The sequence below is a fragment of the Streptomyces abyssalis genome (genome assembly GCF_001751365.1).
Classification (GTDB): domain Bacteria; phylum Actinomycetota; class Actinomycetes; order Streptomycetales; family Streptomycetaceae; genus Streptomyces; species Streptomyces abyssalis.
This window is the reverse complement of the sequence record NZ_LJGT01000038.1, coordinates 1090866-1110963: the sequence shown is the minus strand read 5'-3', so window position 1 is coordinate 1110963 and position 20098 is coordinate 1090866. Positions and strand designations below refer to the sequence as shown.

Genomic DNA, 20098 nt, shown 5'->3' with positions numbered 1-20098 from the left:
GCGATGAATGCGCCGCACGACGGTGACCGGGGCGACCAGGCCGCCGGTGACGGCTCACAGCCGCCGGAGGACCCGTACGTACGGGACGCCTACGCGCGCGACCCGTACCAGGACCGCGACCCCGCCACCAGGGACCCGGTGGGCGAAGCCCTCCAGGACCGCGCGGCCGACCCGCCACCGCCCCCGGGCACCCTCCCCGACCCGCAGGCGCTCTACGAGCAGCCCGAGCAGGGCCCCGACGCACCCGACCCGCGCCGCTGGGCGCATACGCCCGCCCCCGAACCGGACGGACCCTCCCGGCGCCTGCCCTACGGTGACGACCCCGCGACCGTCCAGTACACGGGCCTGGACGGGCTGCTCAGCCGCTCCCGCGACGACCGCACCGGGGACGACCGCACCGGCCACGACCCCACCGGCGACCGCGACCCGCATTCCCAGCGCCGGCTCCAGCCCGAATCCGGGCCTCAGCCCCACCCGGACGGCGAACGACGCGACCCTGAGGACGCCTTCGCCCACCTCTTCCGCGACCAGGGCCGCTCCCACGCCTCCGACACCCCCGCGGCTCCGCCGCAGCCGCGCTCGGAGAGCACACCCGGACATGAGCCGCGGGCCTCCGCGTCCGGTCCGTACGAGGGCCGTCAGCCGCTCCCCGACGAGCAGCCCGCCCCGCACCCCGGGCAAGGTCCCGGCTTCGAAGCCGCACACTCCGCACCAGCCGAAGTGACGCCGCCGCCGCCCGAACCCGACGCACCGTCCGTGCCCGTACAGGACGACGCCGCCCAGGAGCCGCCGGCGAAGGGCGGCGGAGGAGGCGGCCGGGCCGGCGGACTGCTGCGCTCCAGCGCCATCATGGCCGCGGGCACGATGGTCTCCCGCCTGACGGGCTTCATCCGCTCCGCGATGGTCGTCGCGGCCATCGGTGCCGCGGTCCTCGGCGACACCTACCAACTGGCCATCACGCTGCCGACGATGCTGTACATCCTCACCATCGGCGGCGGCCTGAACTCCGTCTTCGTCCCGCAGCTCGTCCGCGCCATGAAGGAGGACGGCGACGGCGGCGAGGCGTACGCGAACCGTCTGCTGACCCTCGTCACCGTCGTCCTCGGCGCCCTGACCCTCGTCGCCGTCCTCGCCGCTCCCCTGCTGGTACGGGTCATGTCGGTGCCGCTCGCGGAGAACCCGCAGGCGAACGAGGTCACCGTCACCTTCATCCGCTACTGCCTGCCCACGATCTTCTTCATGGGCATCCACGTGGTGATGGGTCAGATCCTCAACGCCCGCGGCCGGTTCGGCGCCATGATGTGGACGCCGGTCCTGAACAACATCGTCATCATGGCCACCTTCGGCGCCTTCCTGTGGGTCTACGGCTCCGCCGACGACTCCGGCCTGACGGTGGGAAGCATCCCGCCCGAGGCCGTCCGGCTGCTGGGCATCGGCACCCTGCTCGGGCTCGTCGTGCAGGCCCTGGCGATGATCCCGTACCTGCGCGCCACCGGCTTCCGCATCCGGCCGCGCTTCGACTGGCGCGGCCAGGGTCTCGGGAAGGCCGCGAAGCTCGCCAAGTGGACCGTCCTGTTCGTCATGGCGAACCAGGCCGGCGTCCTCGTCGTCACCCAGCTCTCCACCTGGGCGCAGGAGTCGGCCGCGGCCGACGGCCACGCCGGAGCGGGCTGGACGGCCTACTCGCAGGCCCAGCTGATCTGGAACATGCCGCAGGCCATCATCACCGTCTCCGTGATGGCCGCACTGCTGCCCCGCCTCTCCCGCGCCGCCAACGACGGCGACACCGGCGCCGTCCGCGACGACATCTCCCAGGGGCTGCGCAACTCCGCCGTCGCCATCGTCCCCATCGCCTTCGGCTTCCTCGCCCTCGGCGTACCGATGTGCACCCTGATCTACGGTCCTTCCGGCATCGAGGCGGCCCGTTCCATGGGATACGCGCTGATGGCGTTCGGCGTCGGCCTGATCCCCTTCTCCGTGCAGTACGTGGTGCTGCGGGCCTTCTACGCGTACGAGGACACCCGCACGCCCTTCTTCAACACCGTCATCGTCGCCGTCGCCAACGCCGTGGCCTCGTCCGCGTGCTTCGTGCTGCTGCCCGCCCGCTGGGCCGTCGTGGGCATGGCCGCCTCCTACGGCCTCGCCTACGTCATCGGCGTCGGCATCGCGTGGCGGCGCCTACGTCTGCGGCTGGGCGGCGACCTGGACACCGCGCACGTGCTGCGTACGTACATCAGGCTCGCCGGTGCCGCCGTGCCCGCCACCCTGGCTGCAGGTGCCGTCGTGTACGGCGTCACCGTGGCCCTCGGGAGCGGAACGCTGGCTTCACTGGCCTCGCTGGTCGCCGGAGGGATCGCATTGGCCGTCGTTTTCGTCCTAGCCGCGAAGAGGATGCGGATCGCGGAGATGACAGCCATGGTCGGTATGGTGCGTGCCCGCCTCGGGCGCTGACCGTACAACCATCCGCAGCCACTGCGTGTCGTGCATAGCGGCGGACTGTGGGCACAATTGTTGAGCTGTTTCACAGAGTGGCTGCATTGAACTGGGGAGGCAGGAACGACGGTGGCGGAACGGAGCACAGCTGCCGTCGGCGTGGCTGAGAACAGCGGTGATGAGGAAACACTCACCGCCCGGTCGGACAAGGCCAGCGTCGACAGCGCGACGGACGGACAGAGCGGCAGCGACCGGCCCCCGGAGGACACCAGATCCGACGCTCCCGCCGCGACGGCCGGAAACCAGGACAGCGGCACAGCAGACGGCACAAGTCCTGCAGGTCCTGCAGGCGACCCCGGCAGCCCTGGCGACCAGAGCGGCCCCAGCCCTGACCACGGGCCGTCCGCGGCCGCCGACGGCCCGTTTCAGACGCAGGATCAGACACAGCAGCTCGGCACCGCCGGGGTCACGGGCACCGGTGCGGTCGAGGAGGCCGTCGCCGCCCCCAGCTCCGCCGCGACGCCCGAGCCTCCGGAGCTGCACAGCGGTCACAAGCTGGCCCGGCGGTACCGTCTGGAGGAGTGCGTCACCCGTCTGGACGGATTCAGCAGCTGGCGTGCCGTGGACGAGAAGCTGCGCCGCGCCGTCGGCGTCCACATCCTCCCTTCAGGCCACCCCCGCGCCCGTACGGTGCTCTCCGCCGCCCGCTCTTCGGCCCTTCTCGGGGACCCGCGCTTCGTCCAGGTCCTCGACGCCGTCGAGGACCACGATCTGGTCTACGTCGTCCACGAGTGGCTCCCGGACGCGACTCCGCTCAGCGACATCCTCGCCGCCGGCGCGCTGGAGCCGCACGACGCGTATCAGCTCGTCACCCAGGTCTCCCAGGCCATGGCCGCCGCACACCGCGAAGGGCTGGCCCACCTGCGGCTGACGCCGGGCACGGTTCTGCGTACGGGCTCCGGGCAGTACCGCATCCGCGGGCTCGCCGTGAACGCCGCCCTGCGCGGCATCGGCAGCGACACCCCGCAGCGCACCGACACCGAGGGAATCGGCGCCCTGCTCTACGCGGCACTGACCCAGCGCTGGCCGTACGAGGAGGACGCGTACGGGCTCACGGGCGTCGGCTCGCTCGCCAAGCGCACCCTCGTCGCACCCGACCAGGTGCGTGCCGGCGTGCACCGCGGCCTCGCCCAACTGGCGATGCGCGCCCTCGTCAACGACGGCGCCACCGCTTCCAGCCAGGAGCAGCCCTGCGCCACCCCCGAGGAGCTGGCCAAGGCCGCCTCGGCGCTGCCGCGCATCCGGCCGCCGGAGACCAGCTTCAGCTCACCCGGCCCGTATCAGCGGACCACCTACCAGCAAGGCGCGTACGGGCAGGGGGGCGCCCACGCCCGTCCGGCTCCCGGCATGGGCGGCGGTCACGGATCACCGAGCGACCCTGCGGCACCCCCCGCGCTGCCGGGGCGTACGGGAAAGATCCTCAAGTGGGGCGTGTCCGCCCTGCTCATCGCCGCGCTCGGTCTGGGCAGCTGGCAGGTCGCCGACACCCTCCTCAAGGGCGACAACTCCCCCGGGAAGGGCACGGGCCAGACGCAGGGCAACGACGAGACCGGCGGCACCGGAAAGCCCGTGAAGATCGTGGACGCCAAGGACTTCGATCCGCCGCCCGGCGGGAACGGCAGTGAGAACCCGGGGAAGGTCCCCGACGCGTACGACGGGTCCCAGGGCACCTACTGGCTGACGCAGAAGTACTACGGCCGTCCGGACTTCGGGAATCTCAAGCCGGGTGCCGGGCTCGTCCTGGACCTCGGCAAGCCGCAGCCTGTGAGCTCGGTCGAGGTCGACTTCATGGGCACCACCACCGCCGACCTCCGCGCCGCTCCCGGCGACACCGCCGCGATGCCCACCTCGCTCGACGGATTCAGCAAGGTCAGCGGCGGCACAGGCAAGCATCTGGACCTCAAGACGAAGAAGCCCGTCAAGACTCGTTACGTATTGGTATGGCTCACCGAACTCCCGCTCTCGGACGACGGCAACTACCGTGGCCGGATCACAGAGATCCAGGTAAAGAGCTGATCCCTCGACAGTGACGCACGGCACGGCCGGCGGGCGAGGATGACGGGAGGCGTCCGACGGTGAGCGACGACAGCGGCGGCAAGCGAATGCGCCGCCGCCCCAGACACGGGCGAGGCGGCCCGGGCACGGGCGACAGATCCGCGCGGACCCCTGTCCCCGCCCAGGACCAAGGGCCCGACGCCCCGGACGACCGGGAGCTTCTCGCCCGGCACGTCGAAGGTGACTCCGAAGCCTTCGGCGAGCTCGTCCGCCGGCACCGGGACCGGCTGTGGGCGGTGGCGATACGCACCCTCGGCGACCGTGAGGAGGCCGCCGACGCCGTGCAGGACGCTCTCATCTCCGCCTACCGGGCGGCACACACCTTCCGCGGCCAGTCCGCCGTCACCACCTGGCTGCATCGCATCACCGTGAACGCGTGCCTCGACCGTGCCCGCAAGGCCGCTTCCCGCCGCACTCAGCTCACCGACGACAACGAGCGCCTGGATCTGCTGCTCGAGCCGGAGGAATCCGCCGCGCTTCCCGCGGAGCGCCGGGACCTCAACCGGCAACTCGTCGCCGCGCTCTCACAGCTTCCCGCCGAGCAGCGGGCGGCACTTGTACTCGTGGACATGCAGGGCTACCCCGTCGCCGAGGCCGCCGAGGTTCTGGGCATCGCCGTGGGCACCGTGAAGAGCCGCTGCGCCCGTGGGCGGGCCCGGCTGCTCCCTCTCATCACGCACCTTCGGCCGAACGGGGAGGAGAGGGGTAGCTCACAGCAATCCGGGGGAAGGAACCGGACCCGCGGGCCATCCGTCCCACCCGCGAAAGGTGTCACGCAACGACCCGGAGCCGTGAAGGGAGGAGGAGAACACACATGACATCCACCCCTTTCACGTCCGGCGCGCGCAGCACCGACGGCCATCCGGACGTCGCGGAGATCTCCGCGCTCAACGAGGAGCTGCTGCCCCCGGACCGTTCGTCGGCCCTCCACGCCCATCTGGCGTCCTGCGGCCTGTGCGCGGATGTGCTGGCTTCGCTGGAGGAGATCCGCGGAACGCTCGGCACCCTGCCGGGTCCGGCCGGAATGCCCGCAGACGTCGCGGGCCGTATCGACGCGGCACTCGCGGCTGAGGCTCTGCTCTCCTCTTCGGCCCGAGACAGCTCCGTTGTTTCACGTGAAACCGACGAGGCCTACAACAGCGGCCGCTACGCGAGGCCGACGACAGAACAGCCCTCCGGGCACGGCGTCGGTGTCGTTTCACGTGAAACCGGCGCCTCCCGCCGTCCCGCCGACCGTCCAGCGGGGCGCCCCGGCGGCGGCAGCAGCGGCCCGGGGCGACACCGGCCGGCCCGTCGTGTGCGCCGGTGGCGCTCAGCGATCCTCGCGGGTGCAGCCGCGGTCGTCGCGCTGGGGGTCGGTGGCGTCGTCATGCAGTCGATGAGCGGTTCCGCTCCCTCCACCGCCGAGTCGGGCCCCGACAAGAGCGAACGTGCCACGGCCGGGAGTGCACTCGAGAAGCACGTCCAGGGTCTACTCGCGAAGAACGAGAGCGGAGGATCCACGGAAGGGACGGGAGGCTCCCCGTCGCGGGACATCAAGACGAAGGAGAGCCAAGGGGACGCTCCGCTCGCGGGCGGCGCCACCTCCGTTCCGTCCTGTGTCCGCGCGGGCATCGACCGTACGGACTCGCCCCTCGCCGTCGATGAGGAGGCCCCGTACAAGGGTGGCACCGCCTATCTCGTCGTCCTCCCGCACGAGGACGACCCCAAGAGGGTGGATGCGTATCTCGTCGACAGGTCCTGTCTCGGCGACCAGGGCGGCGGCCCGGGAGACGTGCTCACCAGGCACACCTACACCCGGCGCTGACACACGGCGTCCCTGACGCCTGCCAGGCGGCAACACCGGGAATGTCTGCCCCCTAGGATCCGTTGGGTGGGGTGAGAACCTCACAGACCGGAAAGCAGTCGGCAGACAAGGAAGACTCCCGTGAGCGACGTCCGCAACGTGATCATCATCGGCTCTGGGCCCGCCGGCTACACCGCCGCGCTCTACACGGCGCGGGCATCGCTGAAGCCGCTCGTCTTCGAAGGCTCAGTGACAGCGGGCGGTGCGCTGATGAACACCACCGAGGTCGAGAACTACCCGGGCTTCACGGACGGAATCATGGGCCCGGAGCTCATGGACCAGATGCGCGGGCAGTCGGAGCGCTTCGGTGCCGAGCTCATCCCGGACGACGTGACCGCCGTCGACTTCTCGGGTGAGATCAAGACCGTCACCGACTCCGCCGGCACGGTCCACCGCGCCCGGACGGTGATCGTCTCCACCGGGTCCGCCTACCGCTCGCTGGGTCTGCCCCGCGAGGAAGAGCTGTCGGGCCGTGGCGTCTCCTACTGCGCCACGTGTGACGGCTTCTTCTTCCGCAACCAGGACATCGCCGTCGTCGGCGGCGGCGACACGGCGATGGAAGAGGCCACGTTCCTCTCCCGGTTCGCCAACTCCGTCACCGTCGTCCACCGCCGCGACGCGCTCCGCGCCTCCAAGGCGATGCAGGAACGCGCCTTCGCGGACCCGAAGATCACCTTCGCCTGGGACAGCGAGGTGGCCACGATCCACGAGAAGGACGGCAAGCTCGGCGGGCTGACCCTCCGGAACACCAAGACCGGAGACACCTCCGAACTCCCGGTGACGGGGCTCTTCGTGGCGATCGGTCACGACCCCCGCGTCGAGCTGTTCAAGGGCGTACTCAACCTGGACGAGGAGGGTTACCTCAAGGTCGACTCCCCCTCCACCCGCACCAACGTGCCCGGGGTCTTCGCCGCAGGCGACGTCGTCGACCACACCTACCGGCAGGCAGTCACCGCAGCCGGTACCGGCTGCTCGGCCGCCCTGGACGCCGAGCGCTATCTGGCCGCGCTGCTCGACGGCACCGCCGAGGCGGCCGAACCGGAGAAGGCCGCAGAAGCCCAGGAAGCGGCAGAGGCAGAGGCCGCCACGGTCTGACAGCCAGCGCGGCACCGCGGAACAGGCCGCGGCACCGCACAGAAGACGTGCACGCACCACCCGCACCATCACGAGAATCGAGGAGAACCACCATGGCCGGTGCCACTGTGACCGCAACCGACGCCGACTTCGACGAAGTCGTCCTCAAGAGCGACAAGCCTGTGCTCGTCGACTTCTGGGCTGCCTGGTGCGGTCCGTGCCGTCAGATCGCTCCCTCCCTTGAGGCGATCGCGGACGAGAACAGCGAGAAGCTCACCGTCGTGAAGCTCAACATCGACGAGAACCCGGCTGTCGCCGCGAAGTACGGGATCATGTCGATCCCGACCATGAACGTCTACAAGGGCGGCGAGGTCGTCAAGACGATCGTCGGCGCGAAGCCGCGGGCAGCAATCGAGAAGGACCTCGCCGAGTTCATCGGCTGAGGCGACCGCGGCGGGAGCCACCCTCGCCCATCGCTCAACGGAACGGCCCGGCGTACGACGCCGGGCCGTTTCACGTGAAACCCGTTTCACGTGAAACGAGGCGACCTCAGGGAGCCGGCCCCTCGCACGTCTCAGAAGCCCGACCGGACCACTTACTCCGCCACGGTCACAACGGCCGAAGCACCCGGTCCTTCTGCACCGCCCCCAGCAGTTGATCGAGGGCGCGCTCCATGTCCTCCCGCCAGGAGACCGTCGAGCGCAGTTCCAGTCGCATCCTGGGAAAGCTGTGATGCGGCCGTACGGTCTTGAAGCCGACCGACAGCAGATGATCCGCCGGCACCAGACAGGCCGGCTCGGTCCAGCGCGCGCTTCCGAACGCCTCGATCGCCTTGAAGCCTCTCCGCAGCAGATCCTTCGCCACGGTCTGCACGATGACCCGCCCCAGTCCCTGTCCCTGGCACTCCGGCTTCAGCCACGCTGTCATCAACTGGACGGCGTCAGGGGAGACCGGGCTCGTCGGGAAGGCGAAGGACCGGGGGACGTACGCGGGAGGTGCGTACAGCACGAAGCCGACCGGCTTCTCGTCCACGTAGACGACGCGCCCGCAGGACCCCCACTCCAGCAACACCGCGGAGATCCATGACTCCTTCTCAACCTCGGGCCGCCCGGCTCGCGCCGCGGCCTCACCGCTGACGGGATCAAGCTCCCAGAACACACAGGCGCGGCAGCGCCCGGGAAGGTCGGTGAGGTTGTCCAGCGTGAGCGGAACGAGCTGTCGCCCCATGGATCCATCGTATCCATGGGGCGACATTTGATCCCGTTCCTGCGGGCCGGTATCGGGAGAACCCGCACCAGCCGCTCTCGCGGCTCCCGGCCAAAGGCTCAGTCCTCGCTCTCCTCGTCTTCGGTCCCCGCGGCCTCCGCCGTCAACTGCTGACCCAGCACGCGGCCTTCGCCCGGGGCGAGCTGACCGAGGATCCGCTCGAGGTCGTCGACCGAGGCGAACTCGACGACGATCTTCCCCTTCTTCTGGCCGAGATCGACCTTCACCCGGGTCTCGAAACGGTCCGACAGCCTGCCGGCCAGTTCGTCCAGCGCGGGGGATACCCGCCGCCCCGCACGAGGGCCCTTCGGCTTGGCCGAGCTCTTGGCGGATGAACCCGCCATCGTGACGATCTCCTCGACCGCACGCACCGACAGGCCTTCGGCGACGATCCGGTGGGCGAGGCGATCCTGCTCGTCACCGTCCTCCACCGACAGCAGCGCGCGGGCATGCCCGGCGGAGAGAACCCCCGCTGCCACACGCCGCTGCACCGACGGGGAAAGACGCAGCAACCGCAGCGTGTTCGAGACCTGCGGGCGCGAACGGCCGATCCGGTCGGCGAGCTGATCGTGCGTGCAGTTGAAGTCCTTCAGAAGCTGGTCGTATGCGGCGGCCTCTTCCAGAGGGTTCAGCTGTGCCCGATGGAGGTTCTCCAGGAGAGCGTCCAGGAGCAACTTCTCGTCGTCGGTGGCTCGGACGATCGCCGGGATTCGCTCCAGGCCGGCTTCGCGGCACGCACGCCAGCGCCGCTCACCCATGATGAGCTCATAGCGCTCCGGCCCCAACTGACGTACGACGACCGGCTGGAGCAGTCCCACCTCTTTGATGGAGGTGACCAGCTCCGCCAACGCGTCCTCGTCGAAGACCTCACGTGGCTGACGCGGGTTCGGAGTGATGGCCTCCAGCGGCACCTCCGCGAAGTGCGCACCGACGGGAGCGACTTCACTGCCCGAAGCAGCCCCGTCGTCGCCCGACGACGAGGTTTCACGTGGAACATCGTCCCGTGCCTCGCTGTCCGGCAGCGCGGTCACCTTCGCCGCAGCCACACCACGATCCGGCGGGATCACGGGAACAGCACTTGGGGAAGTGGCACCGTTGGCGTCGACCGAGGGCTTCCCCTCTTCTGTCCCGGATCCCGGCGCGGCCGGAATCAGTGCACCAAGACCCCGGCCCAGCCCCCTACGTCGATCACTCACTGCGTCCCCTCCGGCATGGTGCTGTTCTGCTGTTGCTGCAGCTGCTGAACGGACTCCTCGTGCCGCTGCTGCACATTCGGATCGCGCAGCGCGATCTCACGAGCTGCCTCCAGGTAGGAGAGCGAGCCGCTCGATCCAGGATCGTAGGTCAGGACGGTCTGCCCGTAGCTGGGGGCCTCCGAGATGCGTACCGACCGCGGGATGTTGGTCCGTAGCACCTCTGCACTGAAGTGACTGCGCACCTCGTCCGCAACCTGCGAAGCGAGTCGCGTACGACCGTCGTACATGGTGAGGATGATCGTCGAGACGTGCAATCGCGTGTTGAGGTGCCCCTTGACGAGATCGACGTTCCGAAGGAGCTGCCCCAGACCCTCCAGCGCGTAGTACTCGCACTGGATCGGGATGAGCACCTCGGCACCGGCGACCAGAGCGTTGACGGTCAGCAGACCCAGCGAAGGCGGGCAGTCGATCAGGACATAGTCGAGCGGCTGATCGTACGCACTCAGCGCACGCTGAAGGCGGCTCTCCCGTGCGACCAGAGACACCAATTCGATCTCCGCACCGGCGAGATCGATTGTGGCGGGCGCGCAGAACAGTCCTTCCACGTCCGGTACCGGCTTGACGACGTCCGAAAGCGGCATGCTTTCGACCAACACGTCGTAGATCGACGGCACTTCCGAATGATGGTCGACACCCAGGGCCGTCGAAGCATTCCCCTGAGGGTCCAGGTCGATCACGAGGACTCGGGCACCGTGCAGGGCCAGGGAGGCAGCCAAGTTCACGGTGGTGGTGGTCTTCCCGACTCCACCCTTCTGGTTGGCCACGACCATGATCCGTGTCTGCTCGGGCCTGGGGAGGCCTTCGCCGGCACGGTTCATCGCCTCTACCGCCTGCTGGGCGGCGCGACCGATCGGCGTATCGTCCATCGGGGGCGGAGTTTCACGTGAAACATCCACCGATTCTGAACGGGGGCCGGGGACCGGGTCGGCCATCGGTCCCGCGGTATTGGCGTCGGACCGCAACGGTTCACTCTCCTCGACATAAGGCTCGTGCTGAACAGAGCCTGCCATGCTTTCGGTGTCATGAACCAGCGAGCCCCGCTCAGTTGTGGATGAATCCACCGAGGAGCGGGGCTTGGACGAGGGTTTCTGGTCGCGTTGCGCAGCCTGAGCGCGACCACGGCTGATGATTCCTTGCAAGAGAGAGCGGCGTTTCACGTGAAACACGATGCACACTCGGGCACCGCACACCAGGACGACACACCGTAACGCATAGTCTTAAGAGCTTTTTTGGAGTAAACGGACATCCCGCTCTGTGCGGAAATCAGTGTCGCCGACGCCCACTCCGTGCGGTCCGCCCGCGGGCCTTCTGCGCCTTCGCCCGCCTCGCGGCGAAGCGCACACCTCCGGGGCTCTCGCCGACCTCAGCCCGTACCACCGTCGAGAGCGGATACACGACACCGGAGCCCACCTGAACCACCGATGTCTCCACGACACCGAGCTTGTGCAGTGCGTCGCGTGCGCCCTTCAGTTCCTCGTCGGCCGTGTCGCCCTTGATCGCGAGCATCTCTCCGTACGGCCTGAGCAACGGAATGCCCCAGCCGGCCAGCCTGTCCAGCGGAGCCACAGCACGGGCGGTCACGACATGCACCGGCTGCAGCGCCCCGAGCATCTCCTCCGCGCGGCCACGCGCCACCGACACATGGTCCAGCCCCAGCAGCTCGACGACCTCCTCAAGGAAGGTCGTGCGGCGCAGCAGGGGCTCCAACAGAGTGATCTCCAGGTCGGGCCGTACGAGCGCCAGGGGGATGCCCGGAAGGCCCGCACCAGAACCCACGTCACAGACCGTCACGCCTTCCGGCACGATCTCCGACAGAACAGCGCAGTTCAGAAGGTGCCGCTCCCACAGCCGCGGCACTTCCCGCGGCCCGATCAGTCCGCGGCGTACGCCGACATCCGCGAGCAACGCGGCATAGCGCTCGACCTCGGGGAGTTGTTCACCGAAGAGTTTCCGCGCCGCCTCGGGGGGATCCGACAGCTCCGACAGCTCACTGGACTCCGCCGAGCCCCCCTCAGGTGGCCCGGCCTGCCCCACCGAACCGTCGGTCACGGCAGCACGACCACACAGCGCTGTGGCTCCTCGCCCTCGGACTCACTGCGCAGCCCCGCCGCCTTGACCGCGTCATGGACGACCTTGCGCTCGAAGGGCGTCATCGGCCGCAGCTTCACAGGCTCACCGGACCCCTTGGCCTCCTGCGCCGCCTTGGCACCCAGCTCCGCGAGCTCCTCGCGCTTCCGGGCCCGGAAGCCCGCGACGTCCAGCATCAGCCTGCTGCGGTCACCTGTCTCCCGGTGCACCGCGAGCCGCGTCAGCTCCTGCAGCGCCTCCAGGACCTCGCCCTCGCGGCCCACCAGCTTCTGGAGATCGCGGCTGGATCCGTCGTTGATGATCGACACCGCGGCACGGTCGGCCTCGACGTCCATGTCGATGTCGCCGTCGAGATCGGCGATGTCGAGCAGGCCCTCCAGGTAGTCGGCCGCGATCTCGCCCTCCTGCTCCAGGTGGGACAGCGTGTCCGTCTCCTCCGCAGCAGCAGTCGTACCAGTGGTGTCCGTCGTCTCCGTCACGCCGTGGGCTCCTTCTCGCTACTTCTTGGAGGGGTGCTTGGGACGCTGCGCTCCACCCTTGCGCTGCTGCCCCGACTTCTGCTGTCCCGACTTCTTCTGTCCGGCCTTCTGTCCCGACTTCTGACCGGACTGCTGGCCGGACTTCTTCGGCTGCTGGCGCGATCCGGCATCGCCGGTCTCCGCATCGGTGGCCTCGTCCCCGCCGTCGCCCTGCTTCGTGAGCGACCCGGACCCGCCGGCGGCCGCCCTGCCCTGCTGACGCTGGGACTTCGACTGCCGCTTTGGCTGCTGACGCCGCGAGCGTGCCTCCTCCGCGGCCTCCCGCGCCTCGACCTCCTTCGGGTCCTCCTTGAGCTTCCCGGCGGCCCGCAGCTTGTCCTGACGCTGCTTGTACGCGATGGAGCCCGGCGTCGGATTGCGCTTGATGACGAACATCTGCTGCCCGAGCGTCCAGACGTTCGTGGTGAGCCAGTAGACGAGAACACCCACGGGGAAGTTGATGCCGAAGACGGCGAACATGATCGGGAAGACGTACATCAGCATCTTCTGCTGCTGCATGAACGGCGTCTTCACCGTCAGGTCGACGTTCTTCGTCATCAGCTGGCGCTGCGTGTAGAACTGCGACGCCGACATCAGGATGATCATGATGACCGTGACGACCCGCACATCGGTGAGCGCGGCGCCCAGCTCCGCCACCTTGTCCGCGCTGTCCAGGAACTTCGCCGCGATCGGAGCACCGAAGACCGAAGCGTTACGAGCGCTGTCCACCTGGTCCGCGGTGAGGACACCCACCGGCCGGTTGTTCGCGATGTGGTTCAGCACCTGGAAGAGCGCGATGAAGAACGGGGACTGCGCCAGGATCGGCAGACAGCTGGAGAGCGGGTTCGTGCCCGTCTCCTTGTACAGCTTCATCATCTCTTCGGACTGACGCTGCTTGTCGCTCTTGTACCGCTCCTGGATCGCCTTCATCTTCGGCTGGAGCGCCTGCATGTTCCGGGTCGACTTGATCTGCTTCACGAAGAGCGGGATCAGGCAGATCCGGATCAATACCACCAGGAAGAAGATGGACAGACCCCAGGCCCAGCCGCTGTCCTGGTCGAAGACCATGCTGAACAGCGAGTGGAACTGGACAATGATCCAGGAGACAGCGGTATAGAGAGGACTCAGGATCGTGTCCAGGAAGTTCATCAGGCTCCTTGGGCGTTGGACTGGGTCCGGTACTGCTGCCAGCGGTAACGCAGCCGCTGGTGCCAAACCGGATGTTTCCGGGCGGGGACGTGGTCGACGCCACCTGGGGACCAGGGATTACAGCGCAGAATGCGCCAGGCCGTCAGCGCCGTCCCCTTCACAGCGCCGTGCCGCCCGATGGCCGCGTAGCCATAGTGCGAACACGACGGGTAGTACCGGCACACCGGCCCGAGCATCGGACTGATGGTCCACTGATACAACTTGATCAACCACAGCAGCGGGTACTTCATGACGGAGGCCTTCCAAGCAGCCGCCGGAAAGCGGCGTCCAGGTCGCGCACCAGCTCGTCATGGCCTGCCTCACCCGCGCCCGGCAACGCCCGTACGACAACCAGGCTACCTGGGGGCAACGCGGCCAATCGCTCCCGTACCAGATGCCGCAGCCGCCGCTTGACGCGGTTGCGCACAACCGCGTTGCCGACCGCCTTGCTCACGACGAAACCCGCACGTGCGGGGGGAGCCTCTCCCCCCGCCTCGTGCGGGTCCGATGAGTTGCCGTTGCGGCGGAGATGGACGACGAGAAGCGGGCGGCCCGCCCGGCGTCCTCGGCGTACCGCGGCCGCGAAGTCCTCGCGCCGCCTCAGCCGGTTCTCGGTAGGCAGCACGTCATGGACCGGAGGTCAGGCCGCTCAGGCCGACAGGCGGCTGCGGCCCTTGCTGCGGCGGTTCGCGACGATCGCACGGCCGGCGCGGGTCCGCATGCGCAGCCGGAAGCCGTGGGTCTTCGCGCGGCGGCGGTTGTTCGGCTGGAAGGTGCGCTTGCTCACTCGGGGGCTCCAGGAAAGCTTCGTGTCCCGCGTCGGCCGCGGGAGAGGGCGTGTGGAGTCGACAGGCTGTCACCGTGCGCCCACGAGTAGCTCGCAACGCCCGAGTGCGCACCGCTTCATGATCCGTGAAGAGTCTCATGGATCTTGCCCATCGGAGGCAGGCGGCAGCAGCCGTCGACAACTCGACCTCGTTACGGTACGCGCGGCTACGCCATTCGGTCAAACCACCGACGGCCCTGCCGAAGGCCTCGGCAAGGGGCCGGAGGCCGCTCGTGCACAGCCTGTGGACAACGACTTGAATGGTGCACGTCGCCCTGACTACCGTGACTGAACTTCCCATCCCTCCCGACCGCCCGCAGAACCACACATTCGTGGGATCCAGCCGGCTTCCCCGAAGCATCACACCCAGCGAGTGAGAGAAGCGTGACCCGTGGCCGACCTGCCTGCCGATCTTGCCGCAGTGTGGCCACGAGTACTGGACCAACTCCTCTCGGACGGTCAGGGAGTCGAGGCCAAGGACCAGCGCTGGCTGCGTGAGGCCCAGCCGCTGGTCCTCGTGTCGGGCACAGCTCTCCTCGGCGTCCCGAACGAGTATGCGAAGGGCGTCCTGGAGGGGCGGCTCTCCCCGGTGATCAGCGATGCTCTCAGCCGGGAGTGCCAGCAGCCCATCAGGCTCGCGATCACGGTGACCGGACCCGCTCCGGAAGCATCCGCCCAGGCGGCGGCCACCGACGCCACGGCCGCCGCTGCCGCGTCGGCACCGGACCCGCAGCAGTCCGCCCCGTCCGTACCGGCACAGCACACCCCCGCCCCGCATGAGAGCGGAGACGCGGGCGGCCCGGCGGGCGGCGACCCCGGCGGCGGATACGACAGCGGATACGACAGCGGCGGGTACGCCGGCGGCAGGTACGAGAGCTACGAGAACCGCGACCTTCCCAGCCCTCGCCCCGCCTACCCGGAGTACCCGGAGGCGCCGCGGCAGGCCGGCGCGTGGCCGCAGCCCCAGCAGGGCCAGTACGCACCCCAGAACCAGCCGCCGCCACAGCACCACTCACAGCAGCAGCACCACTCACAGCAGGCGCACCCCCAGCAGGCGCAGCAACAGCACACGCAGCAGACGTACGAACAGCACTACGACCAGCACCGCCCGCCGCACCAGCAGCAGTACGAGCGCCCCCAGTCCCCGTACGACTCCTACGAGCACCACCGTCAGGCGCAGCAGCAACTGCCGCCTCCCCAGGGCCAGATGCCGCAGCCGCAGGTGCCGCCTCAGGGCCAGCCCCCCGCGCCCCGGTACGACGGCCCGTCGCAGCTCCCCGCGCCCAGCGGCGCGCCCGGCCCCCTGGCCGCGCAGCCCGCGCCCGCCACGGGCCCCGGCGAGCCGACGGCGCGGCTGAACCCGAAGTACCTCTTCGACACGTTCGTCATCGGCGCTTCGAACCGCTTCGCGCATGCCGCGGCCGTCGCCGTCGCCGAGGCTCCGGCCAAGGCTTACAACCCGCTTTTCATCTACGGGGAGTCCGGGCTCGGCAAGACCCACCTGCTGCACGCGATCGGTCACTACGCGCGCAGCCTCTACCCGGGCACTCGGGTGCGCTATGTGAGCTCGGAGGAGTTCACGAACGAGTTCATCAACTCCATCCGCGACGGCAAGGCGGACGCGTTCCGCAAGCGGTACCGCGACATGGACATCCTGCTCGTGGACGACATCCAGTTCCTGGCCGACAAGGAGTCGACGCAGGAGGAGTTCTTCCACACCTTCAACACCCTGCACAACGCGAACAAGCAGATCGTGCTCTCCAGCGACCGTCCCCCCAAGGCGCTGGTCACGCTGGAGGACCGGCTCCGTAACCGCTTCGAGTGGGGCCTGATCACGGACGTACAGCCGCCGGAGCTGGAGACGCGCATCGCGATCCTCCGGAAGAAGGCGGTGCAGGAGCAGCTCAACGCACCGCCCGAGGTGCTGGAGTTCATCGCCTCGCGGATCTCCCGCAACATCCGGGAGCTCGAAGGCGCGCTGATCCGGGTCACGGCCTTCGCATCGCTCAACAGACAGCCCGTGGACCTCGGTCTCACCGAGATCGTCCTCAAGGACCTGATCCCCGGCGGCGAGGACGCCACCCCCGAGATCACCGCGCCGGCCATCATGGCAGCCACGGCGGACTACTTCGGGCTCACGGTCGACGACCTGTGCGGCTCCTCCCGCAGCCGCGTCCTGGTGACGGCGCGGCAGATCGCCATGTATCTGTGCCGCGAACTCACCGATCTGTCACTGCCGAAGATCGGCAGCCAGTTCGGCGGCCGCGACCATACGACCGTGATGCACGCCGACCGCAAGATCCGGGCGCTCATGGCCGAGCGCCGCTCGATCTACAACCAGGTCACCGAGCTCACGAACCGCATCAAGAACGCCTGAGCGCACTCCTCCACGTTTCCCTTCACACGTACCCACGCGCACCTTCGCGCCCTCCTGCGCGCCCTGCCTCGCGCCGTACGCCGCCACGAGCCCCCTCGGAGCCAACTCCCCGGGGGCACTTCGCTGTTCGAATCCGAGGGGCGCGAAGGGCGAGTTCCACAGCCTGGAGCCGCATGAGGCGTCCACACCCTGTGGGTCCCACAAGTTGTCCCAACAGTGTCCACAGCAGAGGGTGCTGACGGGCGATCACCGGTGGTCAAGGGGATGTGGATTTGTGTGCAACCGGGGTCCACAGGGTGTGGACCCGGGAAGCGGACACCGGCTGGAGGAGGTTGCTGTCCACCGCCCGCCCACAACGACCGCAATCTTGTCCCCAGCTTCTCCACAGCTCTGTCCACTGTTCGGCAACACAACGCGCCTGCTCACTGGTCCGAGTGAAAGCCGTCACACCCGGCACCCAACAACCCCTGTGGGAAAGCTGGGGACAACATTGGCAACCCTTGTGGGGAAGTCCGGGCGGGCTGTGCACCGGATGTGCAGAACTTTTCGGTGTCCACAGAAACCGTCGCCTGTCCACTGGTCCCGCCCACAGGGACGGTGGACAAAATTCGCGCGCTGAGCTGGGAAAACGGACTTGTCCACGGTTTCCACAAGCCCTACTACTACGACCACGGATATATAGCGAGGAATCTGTTTCGAAGTGGGGGCTGTGCACAACTCAGGGCGCTCCCCTCCTACCCATCCCGCAACGACTTGACCCACACCCACGCCGACTGTCGGCGGCGTGCGTCAGACTGGTCCCCGGCAACGAGCCGACTACGACAGGCGGCAGGGCGAGCAGCCAGCAACAGCAGGAGGCGGCTGAAGGTGAAGATCCGGGTAGAGCGCGATGTACTCGCGGAGGCGGTGGCATGGGCGGCGAAGAGCCTCCCCGCCCGTCCGCCCGTGCCTGTCCTGGCAGGCCTGCTGCTGAAGGCCGAGGACGGTTCCCTGAGCCTCTCCGGCTTCGACTACGAGGTCTCGGCGAGGGTTTCGGTCGAGGGCGAGGTCGAGGAGGAGGGCACGGTCCTCGTCTCCGGCCGGCTGCTCGCCGACATCTGCCGCTCGCTCCCCAACCGTCCCGTGGAGATTTCCACAGACGGTGTACGGGCGACGGTGTCCTGCGGCTCCTCCCGGTTCACCCTGCACACACTGCCTGTCGAGGAGTATCCGGCGCTGCCGGAGATGCCCACCGCCACCGGCACGGTGCCGGGCGAGGTGTTCGCCTCCGCGGTCTCCCAGGTCGCCATCGCCGCCGGCCGTGACGACACGCTGCCGGTGCTGACCGGTGTACGGATCGAGATCGAGGGCGACACCGTCACCCTGGCCTCGACGGACCGGTACCGCTTCGCCGTCCGGGAGTTCCTGTGGAAGCCGGAGACGCCCGACGCCTCCTCGGTGGCGCTCGTGCCGGCCAAGACGCTGCTGGAGACGGCCAAGTCGCTCAGCAGCGGCGACAACGTCTCGCTGGCGCTGTCGGGTTCGGGTGCGGGCGAAGGTCTGATCGGTTTCGAGGGCGCGGGACGGCGTACGACGACCAGGCTGCTCGAGGGCGATCTGCCGAAGTACCGCACGCTGTTCCCCACGGAGTTCAACTCGGTGGCGGTGATCGAGACCGCGCCGTTCGTCGAGGCGGTGAAGCGCGTTGCCCTGGTCGCCGAACGGAACACTCCGGTCAGGCTGAGCTTCGAGCAGGGCGTGCTGACACTCGAAGCGGGTTCCAGCGACGATGCACAGGCTGTGGAGCGTGTGGACTCGGAACTGGAGGGCGACGACGTCTCGATCGCCTTCAACCCCGGCTTCCTTCTTGAGGGTCTGAGCGCGATCGACTCCCCTGTCGCCCAGCTCTCCTTCACGACGTCGACGAAGCCGGCGCTCCTGAGCGGCAAGCCCGCGAGGGACGTCGAGGCGGACGACGCGTACAAGTACCTGATCATGCCTGTGCGGTTGTCGGGCTGAGCGGCTGTCGAAGCCGTCGAGTCCGTCGAATCCGGTCCGGGTCCTCGCCCGTCGTGGGCGGGGCGGCTCCGGTAGCGCCCCTGGTCAGCACGTATGAGCGTCCCCTGTCCACAGGTGTGCACGCGACCTGTGGGCGTAGGGTCGGGCGCAGTACGAATCGTGAAAGAAGGGGCACTGATGGAGCTCGGTCTCATCGGTCTCGGCAAGATGGGCGGGAACATGCGCGAGCGCATCCGCCGGGCCGGCCACACAGTCATCGGCTATGACCGCAATCCCGACGTGGCGGATGCGCGGAGCCTCGAGGAGCTGGTGACGAAGCTCGAGGGGCCGCGCGTCGTGTGGGTGATGGTGCCGGCGGGCGCCGCCACGCAGTCGACCATCGACCAGCTGGCAGAGCTGCTCTCCCCCGGTGACGTGGTCGTCGACGGCGGCAATTCGCGCTGGACGGAGGACGAGCAGCACGCGGAGGAGCTGGCGGCCAAGGGGATCGGTTTCGTCGACTGCGGTGTCTCCGGCGGCGTCTGGGGCCTCGAGAACGGCTATGCGCTGATGTACGGCGGGGACGCCGAGCATGTGGCCCGGGTGCAGCCCGTCTTCGACGCGCTCAAGCCCGAGGGCGACTTCGGCTCGGTGCACGCCGGCAAGGTCGGCGCGGGCCACTTCGCCAAGATGGTTCACAACGGCATCGAGTACGCGATGATGCAGGCCTTCGCCGAGGGCTGGGAGCTGCTGGAGGCCGTCGATTCGGTCACCGATGTGCGTGAGGTCTTCCGCTCGTGGCAGCAGGGCACGGTCATCCGCTCCTGGCTGCTCGATCTGGCGGTCAAGGCGCTGGATTCCGACGAGCACCTGGCCGAACTGCGCGGCTATGCCGCGGATTCGGGCGAGGGGCGCTGGACGGTCGACGCGGCGATCGACCACGCGGTGCCGCTGCCGGCGATCACGGCGTCGCTCTTCGCCCGTTTCTCGTCGCGGCAGAAGGATTCGCCGCAGATGAAGATGGTGGCGGCGCTGCGGAATCAGTTCGGGGGTCACGCGGTCTCGGCCAGCGGCGCCCATGTGGACGGTGACACTCCGGGGGCGGACGTCCTTCCGCCGGTGGGTGGTTGACGG

Annotated in this window: 18 protein-coding genes and 1 pseudogene; 10 read left to right on the top strand and 9 right to left on the bottom strand. The window is 68.8% G+C overall.

What is annotated here, in order from left to right:
- The first annotated feature begins 3 nt into the window (after nt 1–3).
- The 6 genes from murJ (at nt 4) to trxA (ending at nt 7911) form a co-directional block, all read left to right on the top strand.
- Nucleotides 4–2451 (top strand): murein biosynthesis integral membrane protein MurJ, encoded by a 2448-nt coding sequence (murJ, locus tag AN215_RS12135; RefSeq protein ID WP_070009123.1) that lies wholly within the window; start codon nt 4–6, stop codon nt 2449–2451.
- A 111-nt stretch (nt 2452–2562) separates the two neighbouring features.
- Nucleotides 2563–4509 (top strand): protein kinase family protein, encoded by a 1947-nt coding sequence (locus tag AN215_RS12130; protein ID WP_070009122.1) that lies wholly within the window; start codon nt 2563–2565, stop codon nt 4507–4509.
- Nucleotides 4510–4568: 59 nt separating this feature from the next.
- Entirely contained in the window at nt 4569–5366 is a 798-nt protein-coding gene (gene sigM / locus AN215_RS12125) for an RNA polymerase sigma factor SigM (RefSeq protein WP_245694409.1), read from the top strand.
- On the top strand, nt 5363–6355 hold the full coding sequence (locus AN215_RS12120) for an anti-sigma factor (protein ID WP_070009121.1): 993 nt from the start codon (nt 5363–5365) through the stop codon (nt 6353–6355). Before sigM ends, AN215_RS12120 begins: the two co-directional genes overlap by 4 nt.
- A gap of 120 nt (nt 6356–6475) precedes the next feature.
- Nucleotides 6476–7489, top strand: coding sequence for a thioredoxin-disulfide reductase (gene trxB / locus AN215_RS12115; protein ID WP_070009120.1), 1014 nt, complete (start codon nt 6476–6478; stop codon nt 7487–7489).
- A 92-nt stretch (nt 7490–7581) separates the two neighbouring features.
- The gene (gene trxA, locus AN215_RS12110; RefSeq protein ID WP_070009119.1) at nt 7582–7911 is read left to right on the top strand and encodes a thioredoxin; all 330 of its coding nucleotides are present in this window, start codon (nt 7582–7584) and stop codon (nt 7909–7911) included.
- A 166-nt stretch (nt 7912–8077) separates the two neighbouring features.
- Here the strand turns inward: trxA and AN215_RS12105 are convergent, their stop codons facing one another.
- The 9 genes from AN215_RS12105 to rpmH form a co-directional block, all read right to left on the bottom strand.
- Nucleotides 8078–8695 (bottom strand): GNAT family N-acetyltransferase, encoded by a 618-nt coding sequence (locus AN215_RS12105; protein WP_070009118.1) that lies wholly within the window; start codon nt 8693–8695, stop codon nt 8078–8080.
- Between the two features lie 98 nt (nt 8696–8793).
- A complete protein-coding gene (locus tag AN215_RS12100; RefSeq protein WP_079122918.1) occupies nt 8794–9930 on the bottom strand; it encodes a ParB/RepB/Spo0J family partition protein in 1137 nt (378 codons plus the stop codon).
- Nucleotides 9927–11000: a ParA family protein gene (locus tag AN215_RS12095; protein WP_079122917.1), complete on the bottom strand. Its 1074-nt coding sequence runs from the start codon at nt 10998–11000 to the stop codon at nt 9927–9929. The genes AN215_RS12100 and AN215_RS12095 overlap by 4 nt, the downstream gene beginning before the upstream one ends.
- Before the next feature lie 253 nt (nt 11001–11253).
- Nucleotides 11254–11976 (bottom strand): 16S rRNA (guanine(527)-N(7))-methyltransferase RsmG, encoded by a 723-nt coding sequence (gene rsmG / locus AN215_RS12090; protein ID WP_245694467.1) that lies wholly within the window; start codon nt 11974–11976, stop codon nt 11254–11256.
- A 59-nt stretch (nt 11977–12035) separates the two neighbouring features.
- Nucleotides 12036–12557 carry a Jag family protein gene (locus tag AN215_RS12085; protein ID WP_070009115.1) on the bottom strand — a complete coding sequence of 174 codons (522 nt, stop codon included), beginning with the start codon at nt 12555–12557 and terminating at the stop codon, nt 12036–12038.
- 18 nt (nt 12558–12575) lie between these two features.
- Nucleotides 12576–13736, bottom strand: a complete 1161-nt coding sequence (gene yidC, locus AN215_RS12080) for a membrane protein insertase YidC (protein ID WP_070009513.1) — start codon at nt 13734–13736, stop codon at nt 12576–12578.
- An 8-nt stretch (nt 13737–13744) separates the two neighbouring features.
- Nucleotides 13745–14035, bottom strand: coding sequence for a membrane protein insertion efficiency factor YidD (gene yidD, locus AN215_RS12075; RefSeq protein WP_070031154.1), 291 nt, complete (start codon nt 14033–14035; stop codon nt 13745–13747).
- Nucleotides 14032–14409 carry a ribonuclease P protein component gene (gene rnpA, locus AN215_RS28570; RefSeq protein ID WP_079122916.1) on the bottom strand — a complete coding sequence of 126 codons (378 nt, stop codon included), beginning with the start codon at nt 14407–14409 and terminating at the stop codon, nt 14032–14034. The genes yidD and rnpA overlap by 4 nt, the downstream gene beginning before the upstream one ends.
- Nucleotides 14410–14433: 24 nt before the next feature.
- Nucleotides 14434–14571 carry a 50S ribosomal protein L34 gene (rpmH, locus tag AN215_RS12070; RefSeq protein ID WP_027748981.1) on the bottom strand — a complete coding sequence of 46 codons (138 nt, stop codon included), beginning with the start codon at nt 14569–14571 and terminating at the stop codon, nt 14434–14436.
- Between the two features lie 430 nt (nt 14572–15001).
- On the opposite strand from rpmH, the pseudogene AN215_RS30950 reads away from it, so the two are divergent.
- The 4 genes and pseudogenes from AN215_RS30950 to gnd all read left to right on the top strand — a co-directional run.
- Nucleotides 15002–15272 (top strand): annotated as a pseudogene (locus AN215_RS30950) (chromosomal replication initiator protein DnaA); the annotation flags it as partial.
- Entirely contained in the window at nt 15257–16987 is a 1731-nt protein-coding gene (gene dnaA, locus AN215_RS12065; protein WP_488803505.1) for a chromosomal replication initiator protein DnaA, read from the top strand. The pseudogene AN215_RS30950 and the gene dnaA, both read left to right, overlap by 16 nt.
- Nucleotides 16988–17854: 867 nt before the next feature.
- Nucleotides 17855–18985, top strand: a complete 1131-nt coding sequence (gene dnaN / locus AN215_RS12060; RefSeq protein ID WP_070009113.1) for a DNA polymerase III subunit beta — start codon at nt 17855–17857, stop codon at nt 18983–18985.
- Between the two features lie 177 nt (nt 18986–19162).
- Entirely contained in the window at nt 19163–20095 is a 933-nt protein-coding gene (gene gnd, locus AN215_RS12055) for a phosphogluconate dehydrogenase (NAD(+)-dependent, decarboxylating) (protein ID WP_070009112.1), read from the top strand.
- Nucleotides 20096–20098 lie beyond the last annotated feature (3 nt).